The sequence below is a fragment of the Lentzea sp. genome (assembly GCF_036380075.1).
GTDB lineage: Bacteria > Actinomycetota > Actinomycetes > Mycobacteriales > Pseudonocardiaceae > Lentzea.
Genome location: NZ_DASVFL010000134.1, coordinates 16489 through 38487, shown reverse-complemented (window position 1 = coordinate 38487; position 21999 = coordinate 16489). Strand labels below are relative to the sequence as shown.

Genomic DNA, 21999 nt, shown 5'->3' with positions numbered 1-21999 from the left:
CCGGCACGTCAGAGCTTCGCCAGCTGCACCCGCAGCGTGTCGAGCCCCATCGAGCCCATCTCCAGCGCCCGCATGTGGAACGCCTTGAGGTCGAACGCCGACCCGTGCCGCGCGCGGGCGTCCGCGATCGCGTCGAGCCACATGCGTTCGCCGAGCTTGTACGACGTGGCCTGCGCCGGCCACCCGAGGTAGCGGTCCACCTCGTCGCGGGCCAGCGACTCGCGGACCGTGGTGCGGGTCAGGAAGAACTCGAGCGCCAGGTCCCGCGTCCACCTCTCGCCCTCGTGGAACCCGGTGCCGCGCGGCACCTCCAGGCCGAGGTGCATGCCGATGTCGACGATCACCCGCGTCGCGCGGTACAGCTCGTCGGTCAGCGAACCGAAGACGTCGCCGTCCGACGAGACGTACCCCAGCTCGCGCATGAGCTTCTCGGTGTACAGGGCCCAGCCCTCGCCGTGGCCGTAGGCGAACGCGAGCAGGCGCTGGTACTTGTTCAGCCTGCCCGCCTGGTACACGGCCGTGCCGAGCTGGAGGTGGTGACCGGGCACGCCCTCGTGGTACAGCGTGGAGATCTGCCGCCACGTCGGGAACGTCGTCTGCTCGGCCGGTGCGGTCCACCAGGTGCTGCCGGGGCGGGAGAAGTCCTCGGTGGGCGCGGCGTAGTACTGGCCGACGGAGCCGCCGGGCGGCGCCTGCCTGACCTCGAACCTCATCAGCTCGTCGGGGATGTCGAAGTGGACGCCGCGCAGGTCGCTCAGGGCCTGGTCGCTCAGCTTCTGCATCCACTCGCCGTACTGCTCGCGGCCCTCGACCAGGTACCGCGGGTCGGCGTCGAGGACCTCGGCGGCCTCGGTGAGGGAGGCACCCGGCTTGATGCGGTCGGCGAGGGCGAGCATCTCCTTCTCGATGCGGGCGAACTCGCCCCACGCCCAGTCGTACGCCTCCTGCACGTCGATGCGCGCGCCCAGGAACTGGCGTGACCACAGGGAGTAGATCTCGGCGCCGACGCCGTCGCGGTCCGGTGCCTTCGGCGCGATGTCCTCGCGCAGCTGCCGGGCGAAGCCGGCGAACGCCTCGTTGGCCGCCTCGGCGTGCGTCTCCAGCTCGGCCTTCAGGGCCGCCGGGACCTCCGCGCCGCGCACGAACTTCGTGAAGAACGACTCCGGGTCCGCGTTGCCCGCCCACGTGTCGCACTGGCCGGCGATCTTGACCAGCTGCCGTCCGGACGTGGAGGTGCCGCGCACCAGGGCCTTCGCGAGGGACGCGCCGAGACCTTCCAGCGTCTCCGGCACCTTCGCCAGCCGCCGGGCGATCTTCTCCCAGTCCCCGGTGGTCTCCGACGACATGAGGTCGAACGTGATGCGGATGTCCTGGATGGGGCTGTTGATCGTGTTGACGCAGGCCTCGTCCAGCCCGGCCTCGTGGAGGTCGAGCTCGGTGCCGACCCGCTCCTGGAACACCTCCCTGGCGAGCTCCTCGCCCTCGTCGGCGGCCGGGGCGGTGGCCATCTCGCGCAGCGTGCGGGCGCGCAGCTCGCCGCGGGCCGCGTAGCCCTCCGGCGAGAAGTCGGTGAGGTCCTCGTCGTGGCCGGGGATGCCGAGGTAGCTGCCGTTGATCGGGTCGAGGGTCGCGAACTCCTCGATGTACCGGTCGGACAGGGCGTGGACGTGGGTCAAGGCTTCCTCGCAAGAAGTCGGAGCTCGTTCAGGTGGTCCAGGCCGGCCAGCACCTGCTTGGTGTCGATGCCGAAGTCGATCAGGCACGCGATCTCGTCGACGCCGATGGCGCGGGCCCGTTCGACGACCTTCAGCGCCTTGGGCACGGTGCCGAGCAGGCCGCCGTCGTCGTAGTAGCGGTCGAACGAGCGCTGCACCAGGAAGTCCACTTCGGACTCCCGCAGCTTCGCCGGGTCGATCCGCTTCGCGCCGGGCAGCTGCGAGCCCAGCAGCAGGTTGATGGAGCTGCGCAGGTAGGCGGACATCGGTTCGCGGACGACCTCGCGCACCTCGTCCTCGTCGTCGCCCAGGAACGCGTGCACCATCAGCACGACGTGCGCGGCGTCGCCGGCCTCCTCGCGGTACTGCGCGATCTTGCCGGCGAGGTCGTCCAGGTCCTGCCCGAGCAGGTGGGTGAGCAGGCCCGCCTTGATCCGGCCCGCGTTGCGGAACGTCTCCCCCCCGCCCGCGCTGGTGACCCAGATCGGCAGCTCGCGCTGCACGGGCGGCGGGAAGATCCGCACCTCGCTCGTGTTCCCGGCACCGTCCACGAAGGACCGGGTCTCGCCGCGCCACAGGGCGCGGATCTGCTCGACGTTGTCGAGCACGACCTGGCGGCGGTTCTCGTAGTTCTCCGGGCGCAGCACGAAGTCCGTGGCGTGCCAGCCCGACGCGAGCGAGATGCCGGCCCGGCCGCCGGAGAGGTTGTCGACCACCGACCACTCCTCGGCGACCCGCAGCGGGTGGTGCAGCGGGGAGACCACGCTGCCCGCGCGGATGCCGATCCGGTCGGTCACGGCGGCGATCGCGGCACCGGTCACGGCCGGGTTCGGGTAGATCCCGCCGAACGGGTGGAAGTGCCGCTCCGGCGTCCACACGGCCGCGAAGTCGTGGGTGTCGGCGAACTTCGCGCCCGACAGCAGGAGGTCGTACCGGTCCGCGTCGAGCGAGCAGTTGTCGTTGGCGAAGTAGAACAGGCTGAAGTCCACCGCGGTCACACCGCCTTTTCCTGGAGTCGGGTGGCGGCCGCCCACCGGGCGACCGACGGTGCCGCGAAGCCCGCGGCCAGCAGCAACGCGCCGAGCACCAGCCAGCCCGGCCAGCCCTGGCCGATGATCAGCGTGGTCACCACGATCGGCGTGATCATCGACCCGAGGTCGGACGTCATGCCGAAGAAGCCCTGGTACTGGCCGTGCGCGTGCTCGGGTGCCAGCTCGAAGGCCAACGCCCACGACCCCGCGCTGTAGAGCAGCTCGCTGATCGCGTGCACGACGGCGCCGGCGAGCAGGAACGCGATCGCGACCCACGTCGACTGGCCCTGCGCGAACGCGAACAGCGCACAGCACACCGCCAGCAGCAGACCGCAGCGGCGCAACGCCTTCGCGCCACCCTCGATCGTCTCGGCGCCCTCGCTGGCCCGGACCTGGAACAGCACGACCATGATCGTGTTGAGCACCAGGATCACGGAGTACAGCACCGGCGGGGCGCTCGTCTTCTGCGAGATCCAGATGGGCAGCGCGACGAGCAGGATGCCGACGTTCATCACCAGCAGGATGTTCAGCATGCCGAACACGGCGAACGGCCGGTCCTTCAGCACCTCCCACCGGCTGGCGCCCTCGGGCCGCGCGACCTTGTCGGCGTCGGGGAGCTTGAGGTAGACGAGACCGCTGGCCGCGTACAGCACGGCGCAGATCAGCAGCAGCGTCACGTACACCGGCCGTGAGTCGGCCGTCAGCGCCACACCGCCGGCCAGCGCGCCGACGGAGAAGCCGATGTTGTTGGCGGACCGGGTGTAGGCGCGGGCCTTGACGCGTTCCTCCGGCGGCATCGCGGCCGCCACCACCGTCGCCTCGGTCGAGTGGGCGCCGGACTCGGCGACGTAGACGAGGGTCGCCACGACCGCGAACGCCACGGCGTTCTCGGCGAGCACGTACCCGGCGATGAACCCGCCGCGCACGATGTGGAACGCGACCGCCGCGGTGCGGGCGCCGATGACGTCCGTCAGGTGTCCCAGCGGGACGCTCACGGCCATCTTCAGCGCGGCGGCGACGGTCAGGCCGATGCCGACGTGGGTGGCAGGGATGTGCACCGAGTTCGTGAAGTACAGCACGACGACGGTGAGCAGCATGCCGTTGGACAGGCCGTGGCCCATGTTCGCCGCGACCAGCACCCTGACCGGGCCCGCCGGCGGGTAGACCTGGCGGATCAGCTTCTCGTGCAACGAGGTCATGAGTGGACCAGCTCCCGGAGCACCTTGCGGTCGGCCTTGCCGTTGGCGTTGAGCGGGATCTCCGGCAGGTGGTGGAACCGCCGGGGCACCATGTGGATCGGCAACCGCTTGCGCAGCCACCGCACCAGCTCGACGGTGGTGTGCGGTGCGCCGGTGAAGTAGGCGACCAGCTCGGTCTCGGCACCGGTGTCGGCCGCGACCACCACGGCGTCGCGCACGTCCTCGTGCCCGCGCAGGGCGGCCTCGACCTCGCCGAGCTCGATCCGGTAGCCGCGGATCTTGACCTGGTTGTCGAGGCGGCCGAGGTGCACCCAGTGGCCGTTCTCCTCGCGCACCCGGTCGCCCGTGCGGTAGTAGTGCTCCCGCGACAACGGCAGGTGCGCCGGGAGGAACCGCCCGGTGTTGTCCGCGGGGTCGAGGTAGCCGCCGAACCGCTGCGAGCCGCGCACGCACAGCTCGCCGTCGTCGAGCACCACCGAGTCGAGGAACCCGTAGACCGGGCCGATCGGCACGGTGTCGTTCGACGTCTCGGGCCAGTCCGCCGGGTCGAGCGGCAGCGTGTACTCGGTGCACGCCACCGTCAGCTCGGTCGGGCCGTAGACGTTGGTGATGGCCGCCTGCGGTGCGACCTCCTGCCACGCCCGCGCCTGGCCGTAGGTGAGCTGCTCGCCGATGAAGATGCTGTGCCGCAACGAGTTCTCCACGCCCGTGGGCAGGTTGCGGAGGTTGGCGCTGACCGAGACGACCGACGGCACCGAGAACCAGTGCGTGATCCCGCGGTCGGCGAGGTACTTCACCGGTTCCAGCAGCTCGGCGCGTTCCGGCACGACCAGGGTCGCGCCACCGCCCCACGTGACGAACAGGTCGAACACCGACGGGTCGAAGGTGAGGTCGAACGTGTGCGACATCCGGCAGCCAGGCCCGACGTCGAACTTCGCGATGTTGTGCGCGATGTACGGCGCCAGGTTGGCGTGCGTGATCGGCACGCCCTTCGGCCTGCCGGTGGAGCCGGAGGTGAACAGGATGTAGGCGACGTCCTGGGCGGCCGGCGGCGGCAGCTCGCCGTCGCGTTCGTCCACCTGGGACAGGACGAGGTCGGGCCTCGCCAGCTCCAGGATCGCCTGGTTGCGCGACTCCGGGTGAGCCGGGTTGACCGGGGTGACGGTGGCGCCGAGCCGTTGTGCGGCCAGGTAACCGAGGTAGGTGGGCAGGGACCGGTCGGCGGGCAGCGCGATCCGCTTCGGGACCGAGCCGTGCGCGGCGAGGATCCCGGCGGCCACCGCGTCCGAGCGCTCGCGCAGCTCCCGGTAGGTCAGGGCCTGTCCCCCGACCTCGATGGCGACGAGGTCCGGGTGGCGCTCGGCCGACCGCGCGAACCAGTCGTACAGCGTGTTCATGCGAGCCTCACCGCGTCCAGGGTCATGGTGGTCGGTGGCTCGTGCCGCTGCGGCACGAGGTGGAGGTGCTGGACGTCCTGGGTGTCCACGGATGCGAGGCACGCGCAGTCCTCGGTGCGGAACCCGGCGAACCGGTAGGCGACCTCCATCATGCGGTTGCGCTCGGTCTTCCTGAAGTCCGCGACGAGGTGCGCGCCCGCCAGCGCCGCCTCGGTGGCGAGCCACCGCAGCAGCACCGCCCCCGCGCCGAACGCGACCACCCGGCAGGACGTCGCGAGCAGCTTCAGGTGCCAGGCCGTGGCGTGCTTCTCCAGCAGCAGCAACCCGACCGCGCCGTGCGGGCCGAACCGGTCCGCCATCGTCACGACCAGCACCTCGTGCCCGGGGTCGGCCAGCAGCGCGCGCAGGTCCGCGTCCGAGTAGTGCACGCCGGTGGCGTTCATCTGGCTGGTGCGCAGGGTCAGCTCCTCGGCCCTGGCCAGCTCGTACTCGGTGGCCCGGCTGATGGTCATGACCAGGTCGAGCGACCTCAGGAACTCCTCGTCGGGACCGGCGTGCTCGGCGCGTGCCGTGTCCCGGCGGAAGCCCGCCTGGTACATCTCACGCCGGCGGGCCGAGTCGACGGTGATCGTCGCCGGCGTGAACTCCTCCAGCGACAGCAGCTCCGCGACCCGTTCGGCCTCGTAGACGCGCACTTCGGGCAGGTGGTAGGTGACCTCGGCGCGTTCGGTCGGCTGGTCGTCGACGAAGGCGATGGCCGACAGCGCGAAGTTGAGCTTGTCCGCGATCTCGCGGACCGAGTCGGACTTCGCGCCCCAGCCGATCTGCGGCAGCACGAAGTACTCGGCGACGCCGAGCTTCTCCAGCCACTCCCACGCGTGGTCGTGGTCGTTGCGGCTGGCGACGGACTGCAGGATCCCCCGCCGGTCCAGCTCGACGATGGTCTCGCGGACCTCGTCGGAGAGGACGGGTTCGAAGCCCTCCAGCAACGTCCCGGCCCACAGGGTCCGGTCGAGGTCCCAGACGAGGCATTTCACAGTTCCCACAACGTCACCGCCCAGGCGGCGACCGGGCTGTTGTTCAGCACCAGCACCAGATCTCCCTCGGCGAGCTCCCCGCTCGCCAGCAGCCGGTCGAGGTTCAGGACCACGTCCATCGCGCCGAGGTGGCCGTAGCGGGCCAGGTTCTCGCGGCAGACGGGGTGGATGCGGACGTCCAGGAGGGACTGGTAGAAGTCGTACGCGCCGGCGGTGACGTTCTGCATGAGCGTCGCCGCGACGTCCGACCGTTCGATCCCCGCGTCCGCGAGCACGGCCTTCACGAGCTTCCCGAGCCGGACCTTGCTGTGCATGGCCAGCTCGAAGCGGTAGCGGTCGGGCGACCCGCATTCCTCGCGCCACTCGTACCAGGGCGTCTGCTTGTAATCGACACCGAACAGGTCGTGGAACGTGCCGTCGGTCTCCATCCGGTGCGCCCGCAGGACCGGGCGGCCGCCCTTGACCAGCGTCATCGCGCACGCGCCGTCGCCGATCACGGTGACCGGGAACCGCACCCGGTCCGCGCCGGTCGGCCTGCTGGCGTGGGTGATGAGCACCGACTGCTTCGCCGGGTCGGCGAGCAGCAGGTCGCGTCCGAGCGCCCAGGCGGCGCTGGAACCCGTGCAGCCCAGGCCGTCGACGGTGAACGCGAACGCGCCGCTGAGCTTCGTCTCGGCCTGCACGCGGCAGACGTCGGAGCCGAGCAGCACGTCCGGTGCGCGCGGGCCGACCAGCATCAGCAGGTCGGGCTCGACGGGGTCGCGGTCGAGCAGCTCCTGCGTCACGCGCACGGCGAGGTCGCCGGCCGTGACGTCGTCGAACTCCGAGATCGTCTCGATGCCGCACGCCCTGGCGAACTCCGCCTCGTCGTGCCCGAGCGCCTCGAACTCCGGCAGCTCGGCCACCGCCACGAGCCGCTCGGGAAGTACACAATGGACAGAACCGATGCCGATGCTCATGCCGCACCCGCCAGCAGCAACCGCGAGATCTCGTTGCTGCCCTCGATGATCTCCATGAGCTTCGCGTCCCGGTACGCCCTCGCGACCGGGTGGGTCTCCCGCGCCCCGGCCGACCCGAGGACCTGGACGGCGGTGGCGGCGCCGCGGGCCGCGTTCGTGGCCGACACGTGCTTGGCGAGCACGGACGCCGTCACCAGCTCCGGCGTGCCGTCGTCCCAGCACCGGCTGGCGTGCTCGCACATCCTCGTCGCGACCTGCTCGGCGACCACCAGGTCGGCGAGGTGCCCGGCGACCAGCTGGTGCTCGGCCAGCGGAACGCCGAACTGGGTGCGCGACCGCGCGTGGCCCGTGGCCTCGCGCAGACAGGTGCGGAGCATTCCGACGCAGCCCCAGGCGATCGAGAGCCGGCCGTAGGTCAGCGCGGAGGTGACCAGCAGGCCGAGCGACATGCCGGCGCCGCTGAGCAGGTGGTCCGCGGGCAGCCGGACGTCGTCGAGCCGGACGACCGCGTGCCCGGCCGCACGGCACCCGAGCGGCTCGGGGATCCGTTCGACGTGCACCCCGGGCGTGTTCGTGGGCACCACGACGGCACCGGCGCCCTCACCGAACCTGCCGAACACGACGACCAGGTCGGCGTACGCGGCGACGGTGATCCAGACCTTCTCGCCCGACACGACGACGTCGTCGCCGTCGCGCCGGATCTCGGTCGTCATCGACTGGAGGTCGCTGCCCGCACCGGACTCGCTGAACGCGACCGCGGCCAGCTCGCCACTCGTCAGCCGCGGCAGGAACGCAGCCCGCTGCCGCCGCGACCCGAGCCGCGTGACGACCCACGCGGCCATGCCGTGCGAGGTCGCCACGCTCCTGGTCGAGCCGCACAACGTGCCGAGGTGCGCGGTCAGCTCGCCGTTCTCGACGCTGGACAGGCCGAGTCCGCCGTCCGAAGTGGACACCTGGGCGCAGAGCACGCCCTTGGCCCCCAGCTCGCGGAGGACCTCCACGGGCAGCACGCCCGCGCGGTCCCACCCGGCCGCCTTGTCCGCCACGCGCTCGGTCAGCAGCTCCAGCGCGGAGCCGAGGACGTCGCTCACGGTGTGGCCGCCTGCAGCTCGTGCACCATCTTCTCGATGCGGCTGATGGTGCGGAAGTTGTCGATGCTCAGGTACTCGCCCTCGACCTCGACTCCGTGCGCCTTCTCCAGGTACACCACCAGCTCCAGCGCGAACAGCGACGAGACGACGCCGGCGGCGAACAGGTCCTCGTCCGGTTCCCACGCCCTCTTGGTGCGGGAGACGAGGAAGTCGTGCAGCCCCACGGTGATGCTCACGCCCAAACTCCTCCGTGCTCGTAGAAACCCTTGCCCGTCTTGCGTCCGAACTCGCCGTCGCGCACCTTCGCGAGCAGCAGGTCGCACGGCGCGTACCCGGCGTCACCGGTGCGTTCGTGCAGCACCCGCAGGCTGTCCGCGACGTTGTCCAGCCCGATGAGGTCCGCCGTGGCGAGCGGGCCGGTGCGGTGGCCCAGGCACCCCTCGAACAGCGCGTCCACGTCCTCGGGCGTGGCCAGCCCCTCCTCGACGATGCGGGCGGACTCGTTGATGACCCGTTGCAGCACCCGGTTGATGACGAACCCCGGCCCGTCGCCGACCACGACGAGATCGCGGTCGAGCTTCCCGAGCAGCGTGCGCACCGAGTCCATCGCGGCCTCGCTCGTGCGCGGGCCGCGGATGACCTCGACCATGCGGATCACGTACGGCGGGTTCATGAAGTGCGCGCCCGCCACGTCCTCCGGCCGCTGCACGACCGACGCCAGCTCGTCGACCGGGATGGCCGAGGTGTTGGTGAGCAGCAACGTGCCCGGCGCCACGATCGCCGACACCTCGGCGAGCACCTTCGCCTTGAGGTCGGCGAGCTCGGTGACGGCCTCGACCACCGCCTCGGCGGCCGCGACGTCGCTCAGGTCCGTGGTGCACACCAGCTCGCCCACGGGTCCGGACTTGGGCATCGTGCCCATGATCTTGGCGCCGCGCAGCTGTTGCTTCACCGCCGCACGCGCCGTGGCGAGCTTGTCGTCGTCGACGTCGACGAGGGTGACGTCGACGCCGTGTCCGATGGCGAGCGTGGCGATGCCGGTGCCCATCACGCCCGCGCCGAGTACCGCGATCACGAGTTCCCCCCGAGTCCCTGCTGTCCCGCTGCCGCGGTCTCCGGCAGCACGGCGCGCATCGCCGCGTTCCGCTCCCCGAGGTAGGCCAGCCCTCCTCGCAGCACCGAGGTGGTCGGCGCGGAGCTGAGATCGTTGTCCCGCAACCAGGAGCGCCACGCCGTGGCCTCCATGCCGTCCTCGCCCAGCTCGTGGCCCTCGACCTCGTAGAGCGCCATCGTGGACAGCACCTCGTTGCCGGTGGCCAGGGCCTCCCTGCCGACCAGCGCGAGCCACTCGTCCGAGGGCAGCGGCTTGGTATGGAGGTCGAGCAGCTCGAAGACCTGGCGCAGGCCGTGGCACTTCTCGTCGATCAGGTGGTACGCGCGGCCGACGGCCCGCGGGTCGGCGGACAGCTCCGCGATCGCCCTCGACACGACGTCGACCGGTGCCATCGGGTTCGCCCGGTCGTCGACCGGGTGGGCGCCGACGGCCAGGCCGCTGGCGAGGATGTGCCAGATCAGGTCGCGGTCGTTGCAGGCGCCCGTGCGGCTGTCGGCGAGGATGAACCCCGGCCGGAAGATCCGCACGCGCATGCCGTCGGCCTCGGCCCGTTCGAGCAGGCGTTCGCCCGCCCACTTGCCGGCGCCGTACCCGCCCTGCTGCGGGTCGAGCGACTGGGCGCGCTTCTCCAGCACGCGTCCGCCGGCACCGAGCGCCGGTGCCGTCGCGGCGACCGTGGACACGAAGCTGAACTCGCCGACGCCGCTCTCGCGCATCCACCGCAGCAGCTCGACCATCGGCAGCACGTTGTCCTCGCGCAGCACCCGGTACGGCTCGGTGAACACGACCTTCGCGGCGACGTGCAGCACCTGGCCGACGTCCGCGGCCAGTTCGGGGTGCGCCCGGCACACCTCGCCGACCTCGCGGAGGTCACCGGGAACGGCGCGCACGCGGGACGGGTCCGGCGCGGGCAGCAGGTACTTCTCCGCCGCCTCGGTCAGCCGTGCCCAGGCCTGCGCCTCGTCGTCCGCGCGGACCAGGCAGTGGATGGTGCCCTGCCGCGCCTTCTGCAACTCGTGCAGCACGAACGCGCCGAGGAAGCCGGTCGCGCCGGTGAGCAGCACGCCCGTGCCGTTGTTGGACGGCGCGATGTCGCCGAGCGGCAGCTGGATGTCGGCGTCCATCAGGTCGCCGTCGCCGTCCGCGATCGGGTCGATGTCGGCCGCACCGCGTTCGGCTCCGGCGAGCTTGCCGCGGATGATCTCGGCGATCCGGCGCACGGTGGCCTTGCTGCCGCCCGCGCGGTGCACGTTCACCAGCACGCCGTGGCGTTGCTGGAGCTCGAACGCCATCTGCACCGACAGCAGCGACGTGCCGCCGAGGGAGCCGAACTCGTCGTCGACCCCGATCGTCTCGACGCCGAACAGCTCGCGCCAGACCGCGGCGACGTCGCTCTCCACGTCGTCACCGACAGCGGCCTTCTCCACAACGGGCTGTGGCGCAACGGGTTGCGGCACCGCGGCAATCGGCGGCAGCCGGTCGAGCAGCCAGTACCGCTTGCGCTGGAACGGGTACGTCGGCAGCACGACCCGGCGGCCCTTCGACACGGCGTCCCACCGCACCTCGACGCCGTGGAGCCACGCCGTGGTCAGCGCGTCCCACAGGCCGGTGCCGACGACGACCGCGTCCTTCGGCGGCGAGGCCGGGGCTTCCGCGACGACCTGCGTGGAAGCGGGCAGTGCGGCGAGGAGTTCGGGTGAGGCCTCGCCGACGACGACCACGCGCCGGGCGGTACCGCGCTTCGTCTGCACGGCGGGTGGCCGCGGCAGGCGCAGTGCCGCCGCGAGCTTCTCCGGTGCCGCGGTGACGACCCGCCGTTCCGCGAACGACTGACGTCCGACCCGCAACGTGTGGGCGATGTCCTCGGCCGAGTGCTCGCCGCGGTCCAGCTCGTCGGCGAGGCGCTTCGACATCGCGTCCAGCTCGCCGCGCGACCGGGCCGACAGCACCAGCCGCACTACCTCACCGGCCTGCGCCGACGGCGTCGTCGCGGCGGGCGGGGCAGCGAGGACGGCGGCGACGTTCGTGCCGCCGACGCCCATCGAGTTGACCAGCACGTGGCGGTTCGGGTCGGTGTCGCTCCCGGCCGTCCGCGTGAGGTAGAACGGGCTCTCGGCCAGCTCGCCCTCGTCGCGGGCTCGGTCGAAGAACGGGTGCGGCGGCAGGGTTCCGGTGTGCGCGATGTGCACGGCCTTGATGAACCCCGCGATGCCGGCGGCCGGTCCGCAGTGCCCGAGGTTGGTCTTCACCGACCCCAGCCCGACGAAGCCGGTGCGGTGCGTGCTGCGCCGCAACCCCTTGCTCAGCCCGATCAGCTCGACGTGGTCGCCGAGCGGCGTGCCGGAGCCGTGCGCCTCGACGTACCGCAGGTCGTCGGCGGACACGCCCGCGATCCGCAGCGCCGTCGCGACGACCTCGGCCACACCCGCCGGGCTCGGCGCCGTGTAGCCGGGCCGGTCCGCGCCGTCGTTGCCGACTGCGCTGCCCTTGACGACCGCGAGAATCGGGTCGCCGTCGGCGAGTGCGTCGGACAGCCGCCGCAACGCCACGACACCTACGCCGGAGCTGAACGACGTGCCGCTCGACTTCGCGTCGAACGACCGGCAGAACCCGTCCTCCGACAGCAGCCCGCCGGGCTGGTAGTGGTAGCCCGCCAACGGTTCCAGCGCCGTCGAGCCGCCGGCGAGCGCGATGTCGCACTCACCGGAGAGCAGGCTCAGCACGGCGTAGTGCACCGCGTACAACGACGACGAGCACGCCGTCTGCACGCTCACGGCCGGGCCGCGCATGCCGAGCTTGTAGGCCACCCGCGAGGTCAGGAAGTCGGCCTGGCCGCCGAGCGTCAGGCCGAGGTCGTCGATGGCCGCGGCGAGCCCCTCCGCCTGCGTCTTGGCGGCGAACACCGCCGCCGAGTACGTCCCGGCCGCGCTGCCGGCGAAGACGCCCGTGACGGGACCGTCCTTGCGCGGCGGGTGCCCGGCCGCCTCCAGGGCCTCCCAGCAGACCTCCAGGAAGATCCGCTGCTGCGGGTCGATGATGTCGACCTCCGCCGGCGGGTAGCCGAAGAACTCGCCCGCGAAGTCGGCCACTCCCGGCAGGGACGTGCCCTTCGCGACGAAGTCCGGCTGCGCGGCGACGTCGTCGGTGATGCCGCCGGCCCGGCGTTGCTCGGCGGTGAGGTCCTGGACGGACACCCGGCCGGCGTCGATGTTGCGCCAGAACTGCTCGGGCGTCCAGGCGTCCGGGAAGCGGCAGCCGACGCCGACGACCGCGACGTCCGTGTCGCTCATGAGGCTTCCCTGCGCGAGCGGCCGAGCAGCGCCGACCGGGAGGTCGCCGCGGCGGCGACCGGTTCGTCGGTGCCCTCGAGGAACTCGGTCTGGGCCAGCACGGTGCTGTGCTCGAAGAGGTCGGCCGCCTTCAGGTCGCGGGTCGTGAGGCCGTTGAGGCGTTCCCAGAGCAGCAGCAACAGCAACGAGTTGCCGCCGGCGTCGAAGAAACTGACCTCGGTGGGCACCTCGTCGGGCGTGATGTCCAGTGCCTCGGCCCACGCCTCCCGCACGTGATCGAGCTTCGTCAACGCAGTTTCTCCTCACACGCGGGTGCATCGGGACTGGTCACCAGTGCGGCCGCCACGTCGGTGACGTCCGCCAGCAGGTTCGTGATCGTGTCGTCGTCGAACAGGTCGGCCTGGTAGGCGGCGGTGAGCCGCAGCCCGGCCGCGGTCTCGGTGACCGTCAGCTCCAGCTCGTACTTGACCGCCAGCGGGTCCAGCGGCAGCAGCTCGCCGCCGAGCGGTGGCCGCCACTCGTCGTCCGCGGCCACGTAGACCGGCGTCAGCGCCGGTCTGCTGAGGTCGCGCCGCGGGTGCAGCGCTCCCACCACCTCGTCGAACGGGACGTCCGCCGCCCGGTACGCGACCGAGGCGGACCGGCGCACCCGGTCGAGCACCTCCCGCCACGTCGGGTCACCGCGCAGGTCCGCCCGCAGCACCAGGGTGTTGACGAACATCCCGACGGCGTCCGGGTGCTCCCGGCCCGACCAGGGGAAGGCGAACAGGAAGTCGCGCTGCTCCGACCTCCGCGCCAGCGCGACCGCCAGCACCGCGGCCGTGGCGAGGAACGTGCTGCAGCCCGACTCCTTGGCAACAGCCCGGAAGGCGTCCGCATCGGCGAACGTGGCCGTGCCCGTGGCTCCGAGGATGCTCTGGACCGCGGCGCGGGGACGGTCGTGCGGCAGGCACACGTCGGTCGGTGCTCCTTCCAGCGCGGCGACGAGCTCGGACGCGTCGGCGTGCCCCGCCGACGGTTCCGGGTCGACCGGGTCCGGCAGCGGGCGCCGGTGCACGGCGGCCGCGACCTGGTCCAGCAGCACGCGGACGGACACGCCGTCGACCACCATGTGGTGGGCGCACAGCACCAGTCGCACACCGGTCGCGACGAGCACGAGCTCCGCGCGCACCGGCGCCTGCGCCGCGAGGTCGAACGGCGTCCAGCACAGCTCGGCGACGTGGTCGGCGAGCTTGCCCTCGTCCCAGCCGCGCGCGTCGGTGACCGTCGCCCGCGCCGGTGGCTCCGACGTGGTGCGGACGACCCGCTTCTCCTTGTGGTCCAAGCGGAAGCGCGACCGCAGGGACGGGTGCCGCGCGAGCACGGTGTCCACCGCGTCCCGCAGCTCGTCCACTCCGGTGTCACCGGGGAAGTGCACGACGGTCGGCACCAGATACGCGGCGCGCAGCTCGGGAATCCGGTCGAGGAACCAGAACCGCTGCTGCGTGGACGTCGCGGGCCGCGGGCCGTCCTCCGGAGCCGTCACGGGCTGTGCCGCCCCGGTTCCGTTGCGCAGCAACGCTCCCAGCCGCGCCACGGTCGGCTCCGCCAGGAACTCGCTGGGCCGCACGACGGCGCCGTGCTCGCGCCGGGCGCGGGCCAGCATGCCCACGGCCAGCAGCGAGTGCCCGCCGAGGCTGAAGAAGTTCGCGTTGCGCGCGGGCTGCTCGATCTCCACCCCGGCCTCGGCCAGCACCGCGCGGAACAGCTCGGCCGCACGTCGTTCGGGTTCGGAGAGCTCGCTCTCGTCGAGGTCCACCGTGGCCGCGGGCAGCGGCCGCGGGGCTTCCAGCGGCCCGTTCGGCAGGGCGAACTCCGCGAGCGGCGCGTCGGGGGCGGTCACCGCGCGGGTGAGCAGGGCGACGAAGTCCTCGGCCAGCCGCGGTCCGAGCTCGGCCGGGTACAGCTCGGTGTCGTGCTCCAGGGTCCCGACGACGCCCTCGGCCGTCTCCTCGACGATCAGCAGCACGTCGTACTTCGCCGTCCCGGTCGGCAGCACGTCCGGCGCCGACCACCGGGTCGTGTCCGGCGCGGGCATGTTCTGCAGCGCGAACCCGACCTCCACCAGCCCCCGGCCGGGCGTCCGCGCGACCAGCTGGTCGAACGGGATGCGTTGGTAGGTCATGGATCCGAACGCCTCGCGGCGCAGCTCGGCGCAGCGCTGCGCGAACGTGGGCGGACGCGTGGTGCAGCGCAGCGGCACGGTGTTGACGAAGAAGCCGACCAGGTCCTCGACGGACGGGTGCGTGCGGTTGGCGGTGACGGCGCCGACCAGGAACTCGTCGCGCGCGGACCAGCGGCCGATCACCTCGCCGTACGCGGCCAGCAGCACGACGAACGGCGTGGCGCGCAGCTTGCGCGCCAGCTCACCCACGGCCTCCCAGGTGGCGGCGGGAACGGCGAACCGGTGCTGCTCACCGGTGTGGAAGCCCTCCGAGGCCGGCCAGGCGCCGCCGAGCTTCAGGCCGGTGGGCACCTTCGCCAGCTCGGCGGCGCGGTGGGCGAGCAGCTGCTCGTCGAACCCGGCCCGGTCCCAGACCGCGTAGTCCGCGTACTGGACGGGCAGCTCGCCCAGGTCCGCCCGGTGCCCGGCCAGCTCGGCGTCGTAGGCGGTCCCGAGGTCGCCGAACAACGCGGGCAGCGACCACCCGTCCACGGCGATGTGGTGGATGGTCAGCAGGACCGCGTCCCCGTCCGGCTGTCCCTTCCAGACCGCGCACCGCAGCGGTGGTTCCGCCGCGAGGTCGAACCCGCGCCGCGCCTCGACGCCGGGGTCGTGGGTGACGACCTCGACCTCGACGCGTGCCTCGCCGACGACCTGGACGCGGGTGCCGTCCCGGTCCTCGTAGGTGGTCCGCAGCACCTCGTGCTTCCCGATCACCGCGAGCAGCGCCCTGCGCAGCGCGGCGACGTCGACCTCGCCCCGCCAGCGCAGGAACAACGGCACGTTGTAGATCGGGGACTCGGGTGCGGCGGCGTTCACGAACCAAAGTCGTTCCTGGGCAAATGACAGCGGTGCGATAGTCGCGTGGAGCCTGGCGGGACCGCTCATCAGACGGCCCCCGCATGACGCACTCGTGCACCCAGTTCCGCGGCCGACTCGGCGAGAAGGATTTCCGCCGGTTCGACCGAAGTAATCAAGAATTCATTCAACCTGGCCGCCGCCTGAACGGCGAGCAATGAGTTCCCACCCAAATCAATGAAGTTGTCGAGTGGTTCCACGCGTGCTACCCGCAACACTTCCCGCCAGACGCGGCAGATGTCATCAACGGACTCTATGGGCAGATCGCCGGTCGTTCTTGACACCGGTTCGAGCAACGCGAGCAGCTCGGTGCGGTCCGCTTTTCCGGTGGGCCCGAGCGGCACGTGCGACAACACGACCCAGCGCGCCGGGACCATGTAGTCCGGAAGCACCTCCGCTAAACGCGCCCTCAACGCGACCGGCAGTTCTTCCTGGCCACCGGCGGTCGGCAGGGCAAACCCCACGAGGGTGGCGGCGGGCCCGTCGCCGACCTTCTCGACGAACACGGCGTCGACGAGACCGGTCGCCGCGGCGGCCTGCTCGACCTCCTCCAGCTCGATGCGGAAACCGCGCAGCTTGACCTGCCGGTCGCGGCGGCCGACCACCTCGAGCGCCCCGTCCGGGAGCTGCCGGACCAGGTCACCGGTCCGGTAGACCTGCTCCCCGGCGCCGGGCGCGACGACGAACCGTTCCGCGGTGAGCTCGGGCCGGCCGAGGTAGCCCAGGGCGACACCGGGCCCGCCGATGCACAGCTCACCCGTCTCACCTGCGGGAACGGGCTGGAGCTCCTCGTCGAGGACGTGCAGGGTCGTCTTCTGCAGCGGGAACCCGATGGGCGTGCGGACCACGTCGCGCATGGCCTCGGCACTGCACTCGAAGACGGCGGCGAACGTGGTGGTCTCCGTGGGCCCGTACCCGTTGACGATCCGGCCGGGCGGGCGGGAGCCGAGCACCCGGCGCACCATCTCCGCATCGAGCTGCTCACCGCCCACGACCAGGTGTTCCAGCTGCTCGAACGCCGTCGGGAGCTCACGCGCGATGGAGTGGAAGAGCGAGGTGGTGAGGAACATCGTCGTGATCGACAGGTCGCGCAGGGCCGCGACCCAGTCCTCGAGGACCAGGTCCACCGGCGAGGGGATGGCGACGACCGCGCCACCCACCGCCAGGGGCGCCCAGACCTCGAAGGTGGTCGCGTCGAAGGCCGGGTTGGAGAGGCTCGCGACCCTGTCACCAGGGCCGACGGGGCAGTAGTCGGCGTCGGTCACCAGCCGGACGACGGCGCGGTGCGGGACGACGACGCCCTTGGGCCGCCCGGTCGAGCCGGACGTGTACGCCACGTACGCGGGGTCGTCCCGGCCGACCTCCACGTCATCGACCTGCGACGACACCTCGTCCGGCACGGTCACCGGGGTCAGGCCGGGCGGCAGCGGGGTCGACCAGCGGGTCTCGTCCCGCGCCCGCACCACGACCTGCGGCGCGGCCTCGTCGAGGATCACCGCGAGGCGGTCGGCGGGCGCGCGGTTGTCGAGGGGCAGGTAGGCGGCGCCGGCGCGCAGGACGCCGAGGAACGCGACGACGAGGTCCACCGACGGGTTCACGGCGACGGCGACCAGGTCACCGCGTCGCACGCCCAGCGCCGTCAGCTCGGCCGCGAGGGAACCCGCGAGGTCCCAGAGCCGCCGGTACGTCAGGTCCTCCCCCGGCCCGCTCACCGCGACGGACCCAGGCCGTTGATCCACCTGAGCACGGACGAGCGACAGCACCGTCCGTTGATCCGGACGCATTGATCCACCCCCGCACACGTTTCTTCCGGCCCCCGCATAAGGGAGCCGAATACGCCGATTCAGATCTCGTATCGAGTATTGCGCCTGAGCGCAAAGCTGCTGGTACAGACACAAAACAAAGCGGATCCCCCCGGACCCCAGACTCAAAGGCGCGCACCTCTGAGGCAGTTGCACAACGATAACTGCGCCATCAGGCGCTGCAATACGCCGTTCAGTTGAACTGGGACCCAGAGGTCCCCTCATCCCATTCAGTCCCCCACGGACGCGTCTGATGTGTACAGTGCGCGGCATGACAATCGCGTTCGCGGACCGGGGCCGCGTGGATTGATCACGACGTGCGGAGGATCATTTCCGCCGGTAATCCGGACATTGTCCGAAACCGGTCAGCGGAACCGCGACACGTCCGGGAGGCCTGAGGGGGCAACGATGTTCGACGCGGCGTTCGATGCTGCGGTCAAGAGGCTGCTGGTACCGGCGGCGGGCACCGAGGTGGTGGCGCCGCTGCTGTCGTCGCTCGTGCAACTGACGCGCCCGCGGCGGGTCCTGGAGGTCGGGATGGGCTACACCACCCCGTACCTCGCGGCGGCGCTCGCGCACGTCTCGGACCAGGTGCGCACGGAGTCGGCGGCGCTCGCGGCGAAGACGGCCGGACACCTGGACACCGCCGGGGCGCTCGACACCGACTGGGTCTACGCCGAACCGGCACTGCGCGCGCCGGGCTTCTACCTGGACCCGTACGAGCCGAAGTTCGTCGCCGTCGACGACCTGTCCATCCCCGACTCGTCGGCGGGGCAGGTGCTGGAGGTGCTGGAGTCCCTCGGTCTCGCCGACCGCGTGCAGGTGATCAACGCCAACGTGCGGGAGTGCCGCGACCTGCTCCCCGAGGACCTCGCGCCCATCGACCTCGCCTGGGTGGACGCGTGGGAGTGCCTGTACTTCTTCGACAACTTCTGGGACCTGATCAACCCGGACGGCGGCCTGCTCGTCCTGCACTACCTGATGACCTACCCCGAGGGGGAGGCCATCCTCGACTACATCGCCAAGGTCGGGCGGGCGAAACCGGGCGAGCTCGAGATCGTGAACCTGCTGGAACCGCACAAGATGCTGCAGAACAGCCTCACGGTGATCCGCCGCACGAGCGCGGGCAGGGCTCGCTCCTTCGCCCGTCCCGGCGGCAAGCTGGACTTCGACGGCGAACTGCGCCGTGAGGCCGAGACCCAAGCGGGGAGATAGAGCGTTGCCCGACTACATGGACCAGGACACCGCCTGCCAGGCGTTGACGACCGACCGCGACCACCTGCTCGCGGCGATCGAGGCGGACCTCGGGGGCACTCCCCCGGAGATCCACCACAACCCGCTGCGCCCCGAGCCCATCACCGTCACCGACCTGGTGGTCCACGTGTCGATGTGGGACGAGATCGTGCTGGCCGTGCTCACCGAGGCGCAGGCCGGTCGCGCGCACTGGTACGTCGACTCCCGCTGGGAGACGAGGGACTGCGGCCGGGCGTTGAACGCGGGCGGGGTGGCGGCGGGCCGGCTGCTGCCACCGGAGCTGGTGCGCGACCGGTTCCGGACCGTGCGCGACGCCCTCATCACCGCCACGGCGTCCGTCGATCCGGGGCTGTGGCACAAGGACCTGCCGTTCCGGCACTCCGGTGAGGAGCCGCAGACGCTGGCCGGGTTGTGCTACAAGGTGAACATGCCGGAGGCGGACCCGACGCAGTCCAAGGTGTACCAGCACGCGAGCGTGCACCTGGGGCTGTGACGGCGGAAGGGCGCGGCACCAGGGGCGCCGCGCCCTTCGCTCACTCCCGTGTGCCCATCGTGTCGATCGGTTTGCCGCGCAACGACAACCGCGTCGAGATCGCGATCGACACCGTGCCCAGCAGCGCCGCCGCGGCCAGCGCTCCCAGGTAGACCACGACCGGTCCGACCGGGACCGGGCTGCCGGTCATGCCGATCGCCAGCAGCACCAGCGGCACCGCGGCCACGACCGTGCCGAGCACCGCCGCGAGCCCGACGGTCAGCACCGCCTCCGCCCGCATCATCCGGACGACCTGCCGGCGTCCGGTGCCGACCAGCCGCAGCAGGGCGAACTCGCGGCGCCGTGCCGCGGTGGACATCACCAGCGTGTTCGACACCGAGATCGCCACGTAGCCCAGGATCACGCCGACCGCGACCAGGTTGAGCAGGAACTGGGTCCGCTCGTCACCGCGGTCCTGCGCGGCCACCTGCTCCGCGACCTGGACACCGGGGTACCGCGCGGCCAGGTCCCGCAGCACGGCGGCGTCACCCGACTTCACCAGCACCGCGCTGTCCATCCGGGCGGTGGTGTGCGCGCGTGCGTCGGCGGCGGAGAGCACGTAGTCGCCGAACGCCAGGTCGTGCCGGTAGGTGGCGACGAGGCGCAGCTTCGCCGGTTGCCCGTCGGCGTACCAGAACTCGACGGTGTCACCGACCTTCTTGTTCTCCCACGAGGCGTGGTCGGCGCCCAGCGCGACCGTGCCGGCGGTGAGATCGGCGAGGTCGCCGGTGACGACACCGAGGTCGACCGACGGACCGGCCGTGGCGTCGAGTCCGTTGGCCTGGCGGCTCTGCACCTGGACGCTGTCGCTGCTCCTGGTCGCGGTGATCACCTGGGTGCGGACCAGCGAGGTCGCCGCGACACCCTGCCGCCGCACCGTCTCCACGACCTCCGGCGACACGCCCGTCACGCCGGTGACGACGTGGTCGGCGGTGATCGACCGGGTCGTCTCCTGCCGCACGGCTTCGTTGAAGGTCAGCTGGCTGTAGAAGTTCACGACGAAGAACCCGATCGCGAGCATCAACGGCGTCACGGCCGCGGCCAGCCGGCGCGAGTTCTTCAGCACGTTCGCCGAGGCCAGGTAGCCGCTCACCCCGTTGCGGCCCAGCACGGGCGCGACGAGCCGCACGGCACCGCCGATCACCCACGGGCCGACGAGCCCGAGCCCGATGATCAGCACGAGCGCCGCCATCACCGACGACGCCGCGCCCCCCTGGCCCCGCACGTACAGGGGCACCGTCGCCGCGCCGAGCCCGAGCGCCAGCAGCACCCAGCCGATGACCAGGCGCGCCCTGCCGACGTCGCGCTTCTGCACGGCGGCCTCGCCCAGCGCCTCGACGGGCTTGATCGACGACGGCCGCCGCGACGCGCTCCAGGCCGCCACCCGTGCCGCGGCCACCCCGATCAGCAGCGCCGCCGCCAGCGGGATCGGGCCGATCGACAACGCGAAGTCGTCCGGCACCACGCCGATCGCCGCGAACGCGCTGCGCATCCCGAGGCTCACGGCGATGCCGAGCAGGCTGCCGAGCACGCCCGCGACCAGCGACACCACAGTCGTCTCGACACCGATGAGCCTGCGCACCTGCCGGGGCGTGGCGCCGACGGCCCGCAGCAGCGCGAACTCGCGGCGGCGTTGCTCGACGGTCAGCGCGAGCGTGCTGGCCACGACGAAGATCGCGACGAGCACCGCGTAGCCGCCGAGCGACCCGGCGAGGATGGCGAGGATCGACTTGGTGCGGCCGACGTCCTCGAACTCGGCGGCGCTGCGGTCCGCGCCCTCCGACACCGTGACGTGGTCGCTCTTCAGCACGCCCTCCAGCCGGGCGGCGAGGTCGCGCGTCCCCGGTTCGGCGAGCACGCCGACCGCGGTGACCCGGTCCGGGCGCCCGGCGAGGGCGTCGGCCGTGGCGGAGCTGAAGAACAGCGCGGCCTGGCGGTCGCCCGCGGCCTCCGCGACACCGGCGACCCGGTACGCGACGGGCACGGACCGGGTCATCACCCGGATCTCGTCGCCGGCCTTCGCCCCCGATCGCGCCGCGAGGGCGGAGTCGAGGACGACCTCGCCGTCCTTCGGCGCGTTCCCGTCCTTCAACCGGTACGGCGCCAGCACGGCCGACTCCCAGTTGTGGCCGTAGGAGGGCTTGCCGGCGAGCGGCTGCCCGTCGGGCCCGACCACGACGACCGGGAACGTCTGCTCGGCGACCGCGGTCTTCACGCCGGGCACCGCGGCGATCCGGCCGGCCAGCCCCGCCGCGACGGTGGGCTGTTCGGAGGCGTACTCGAACTCGAGGGAGTCGGCGTCGGGCGGCTGCACCGCCCGGTCGCCGGTGACGACCACGTCGGCGGCCGCGTAGCGCTGGGTCGGCACGCCGCCGCGGAACCCGGACTCCATGAGGATCCCGCAGGCCGCGACCAGGGCGGTGCCGCACAGGACGGCGACGAAGGCGCCGACGAACCCGCCGGTGCGGGCCTTGACGGTCTGCCAGGCGAGGGTCAGCACGGCCGGTCACCCCTCAG

Annotated in this window: 16 protein-coding genes; 2 read left to right on the top strand and 14 right to left on the bottom strand. The window is 71.9% G+C overall.

Going from position 1 to position 21999, the window contains the following annotated elements; translation table 11 throughout:
• Positions 1-8: 8 nt before the first annotated feature.
• Genes VF330_RS16235 through VF330_RS16175 form a run of 13 tightly spaced genes read right to left on the bottom strand, consistent with a single transcriptional unit; the run spans position 9 to position 17633 of the window.
• Positions 9-1676, bottom strand: a complete 1668-nt coding sequence (locus tag VF330_RS16235) for a DUF885 domain-containing protein (RefSeq protein WP_330852430.1) — start codon at positions 1674-1676, stop codon at positions 9-11.
• Positions 1673-2713 carry an LLM class flavin-dependent oxidoreductase gene (locus tag VF330_RS16230; RefSeq protein WP_330852429.1) on the bottom strand — a complete coding sequence of 347 codons (1041 nt, stop codon included), beginning with the start codon at positions 2711-2713 and terminating at the stop codon, positions 1673-1675. Before VF330_RS16230 ends, VF330_RS16235 begins: the two co-directional genes overlap by 4 nt.
• Entirely contained in the window at positions 2710-3945 is a 1236-nt protein-coding gene (locus VF330_RS16225; RefSeq protein ID WP_330852428.1) for an MFS transporter, read from the bottom strand. Before VF330_RS16225 ends, VF330_RS16230 begins: the two co-directional genes overlap by 4 nt.
• Entirely contained in the window at positions 3942-5342 is a 1401-nt protein-coding gene (locus tag VF330_RS16220) for an AMP-binding protein (RefSeq protein ID WP_330852427.1), read from the bottom strand. The genes VF330_RS16225 and VF330_RS16220 overlap by 4 nt, the downstream gene beginning before the upstream one ends.
• Positions 5339-6388: an HAD-IIIC family phosphatase gene (locus VF330_RS16215; protein ID WP_330852426.1), complete on the bottom strand. Its 1050-nt coding sequence runs from the start codon at positions 6386-6388 to the stop codon at positions 5339-5341. Before VF330_RS16215 ends, VF330_RS16220 begins: the two co-directional genes overlap by 4 nt.
• Positions 6376-7338, bottom strand: coding sequence for a 3-oxoacyl-[acyl-carrier-protein] synthase III C-terminal domain-containing protein (locus VF330_RS16210; RefSeq protein WP_330852425.1), 963 nt, complete (start codon positions 7336-7338; stop codon positions 6376-6378). Before VF330_RS16210 ends, VF330_RS16215 begins: the two co-directional genes overlap by 13 nt.
• Positions 7335-8429 carry an acyl-CoA dehydrogenase family protein gene (locus VF330_RS16205; protein ID WP_330852424.1) on the bottom strand — a complete coding sequence of 365 codons (1095 nt, stop codon included), beginning with the start codon at positions 8427-8429 and terminating at the stop codon, positions 7335-7337. The genes VF330_RS16210 and VF330_RS16205 overlap by 4 nt, the downstream gene beginning before the upstream one ends.
• Positions 8426-8665, bottom strand: a complete 240-nt coding sequence (locus VF330_RS16200; RefSeq protein ID WP_330852423.1) for an acyl carrier protein — start codon at positions 8663-8665, stop codon at positions 8426-8428. The genes VF330_RS16205 and VF330_RS16200 overlap by 4 nt, the downstream gene beginning before the upstream one ends.
• Positions 8662-9504: a 3-hydroxyacyl-CoA dehydrogenase family protein gene (locus VF330_RS16195; protein ID WP_330852422.1), complete on the bottom strand. Its 843-nt coding sequence runs from the start codon at positions 9502-9504 to the stop codon at positions 8662-8664. The genes VF330_RS16200 and VF330_RS16195 overlap by 4 nt, the downstream gene beginning before the upstream one ends.
• Complete coding sequence (locus VF330_RS16190) at positions 9501-12833, bottom strand: thioester reductase domain-containing protein (protein WP_330852421.1); 3333 nt, start codon at positions 12831-12833, stop codon at positions 9501-9503. Before VF330_RS16190 ends, VF330_RS16195 begins: the two co-directional genes overlap by 4 nt.
• Positions 12830-13123 (bottom strand): acyl carrier protein, encoded by a 294-nt coding sequence (locus tag VF330_RS16185; RefSeq protein ID WP_330852420.1) that lies wholly within the window; start codon positions 13121-13123, stop codon positions 12830-12832. The genes VF330_RS16190 and VF330_RS16185 overlap by 4 nt, the downstream gene beginning before the upstream one ends.
• Positions 13120-15924 carry a condensation domain-containing protein gene (locus VF330_RS16180; RefSeq protein ID WP_330852419.1) on the bottom strand — a complete coding sequence of 935 codons (2805 nt, stop codon included), beginning with the start codon at positions 15922-15924 and terminating at the stop codon, positions 13120-13122. The genes VF330_RS16185 and VF330_RS16180 overlap by 4 nt, the downstream gene beginning before the upstream one ends.
• Positions 15924-17633: a non-ribosomal peptide synthetase gene (locus VF330_RS16175; protein ID WP_330852418.1), complete on the bottom strand. Its 1710-nt coding sequence runs from the start codon at positions 17631-17633 to the stop codon at positions 15924-15926. Before VF330_RS16175 ends, VF330_RS16180 begins: the two co-directional genes overlap by 1 nt.
• Before the next feature lie 471 nt (positions 17634-18104).
• Between VF330_RS16175 and VF330_RS16170 the strand changes: the two genes are divergently transcribed.
• Together VF330_RS16170 and VF330_RS16165 are read left to right on the top strand one after the other, a co-directional pair.
• A complete protein-coding gene (locus VF330_RS16170) occupies positions 18105-18911 on the top strand; it encodes a hypothetical protein (protein WP_330852417.1) in 807 nt (268 codons plus the stop codon).
• Between the two features lie 4 nt (positions 18912-18915).
• Entirely contained in the window at positions 18916-19443 is a 528-nt protein-coding gene (locus VF330_RS16165; protein ID WP_330852416.1) for a maleylpyruvate isomerase N-terminal domain-containing protein, read from the top strand.
• 40 nt (positions 19444-19483) lie between these two features.
• On the opposite strand, the gene VF330_RS16160 is transcribed toward VF330_RS16165, so the two are convergent.
• On the bottom strand, positions 19484-21982 hold the full coding sequence (locus VF330_RS16160) for an FtsX-like permease family protein (protein WP_330852415.1): 2499 nt from the start codon (positions 21980-21982) through the stop codon (positions 19484-19486).
• Positions 21983-21999 lie beyond the last annotated feature (17 nt).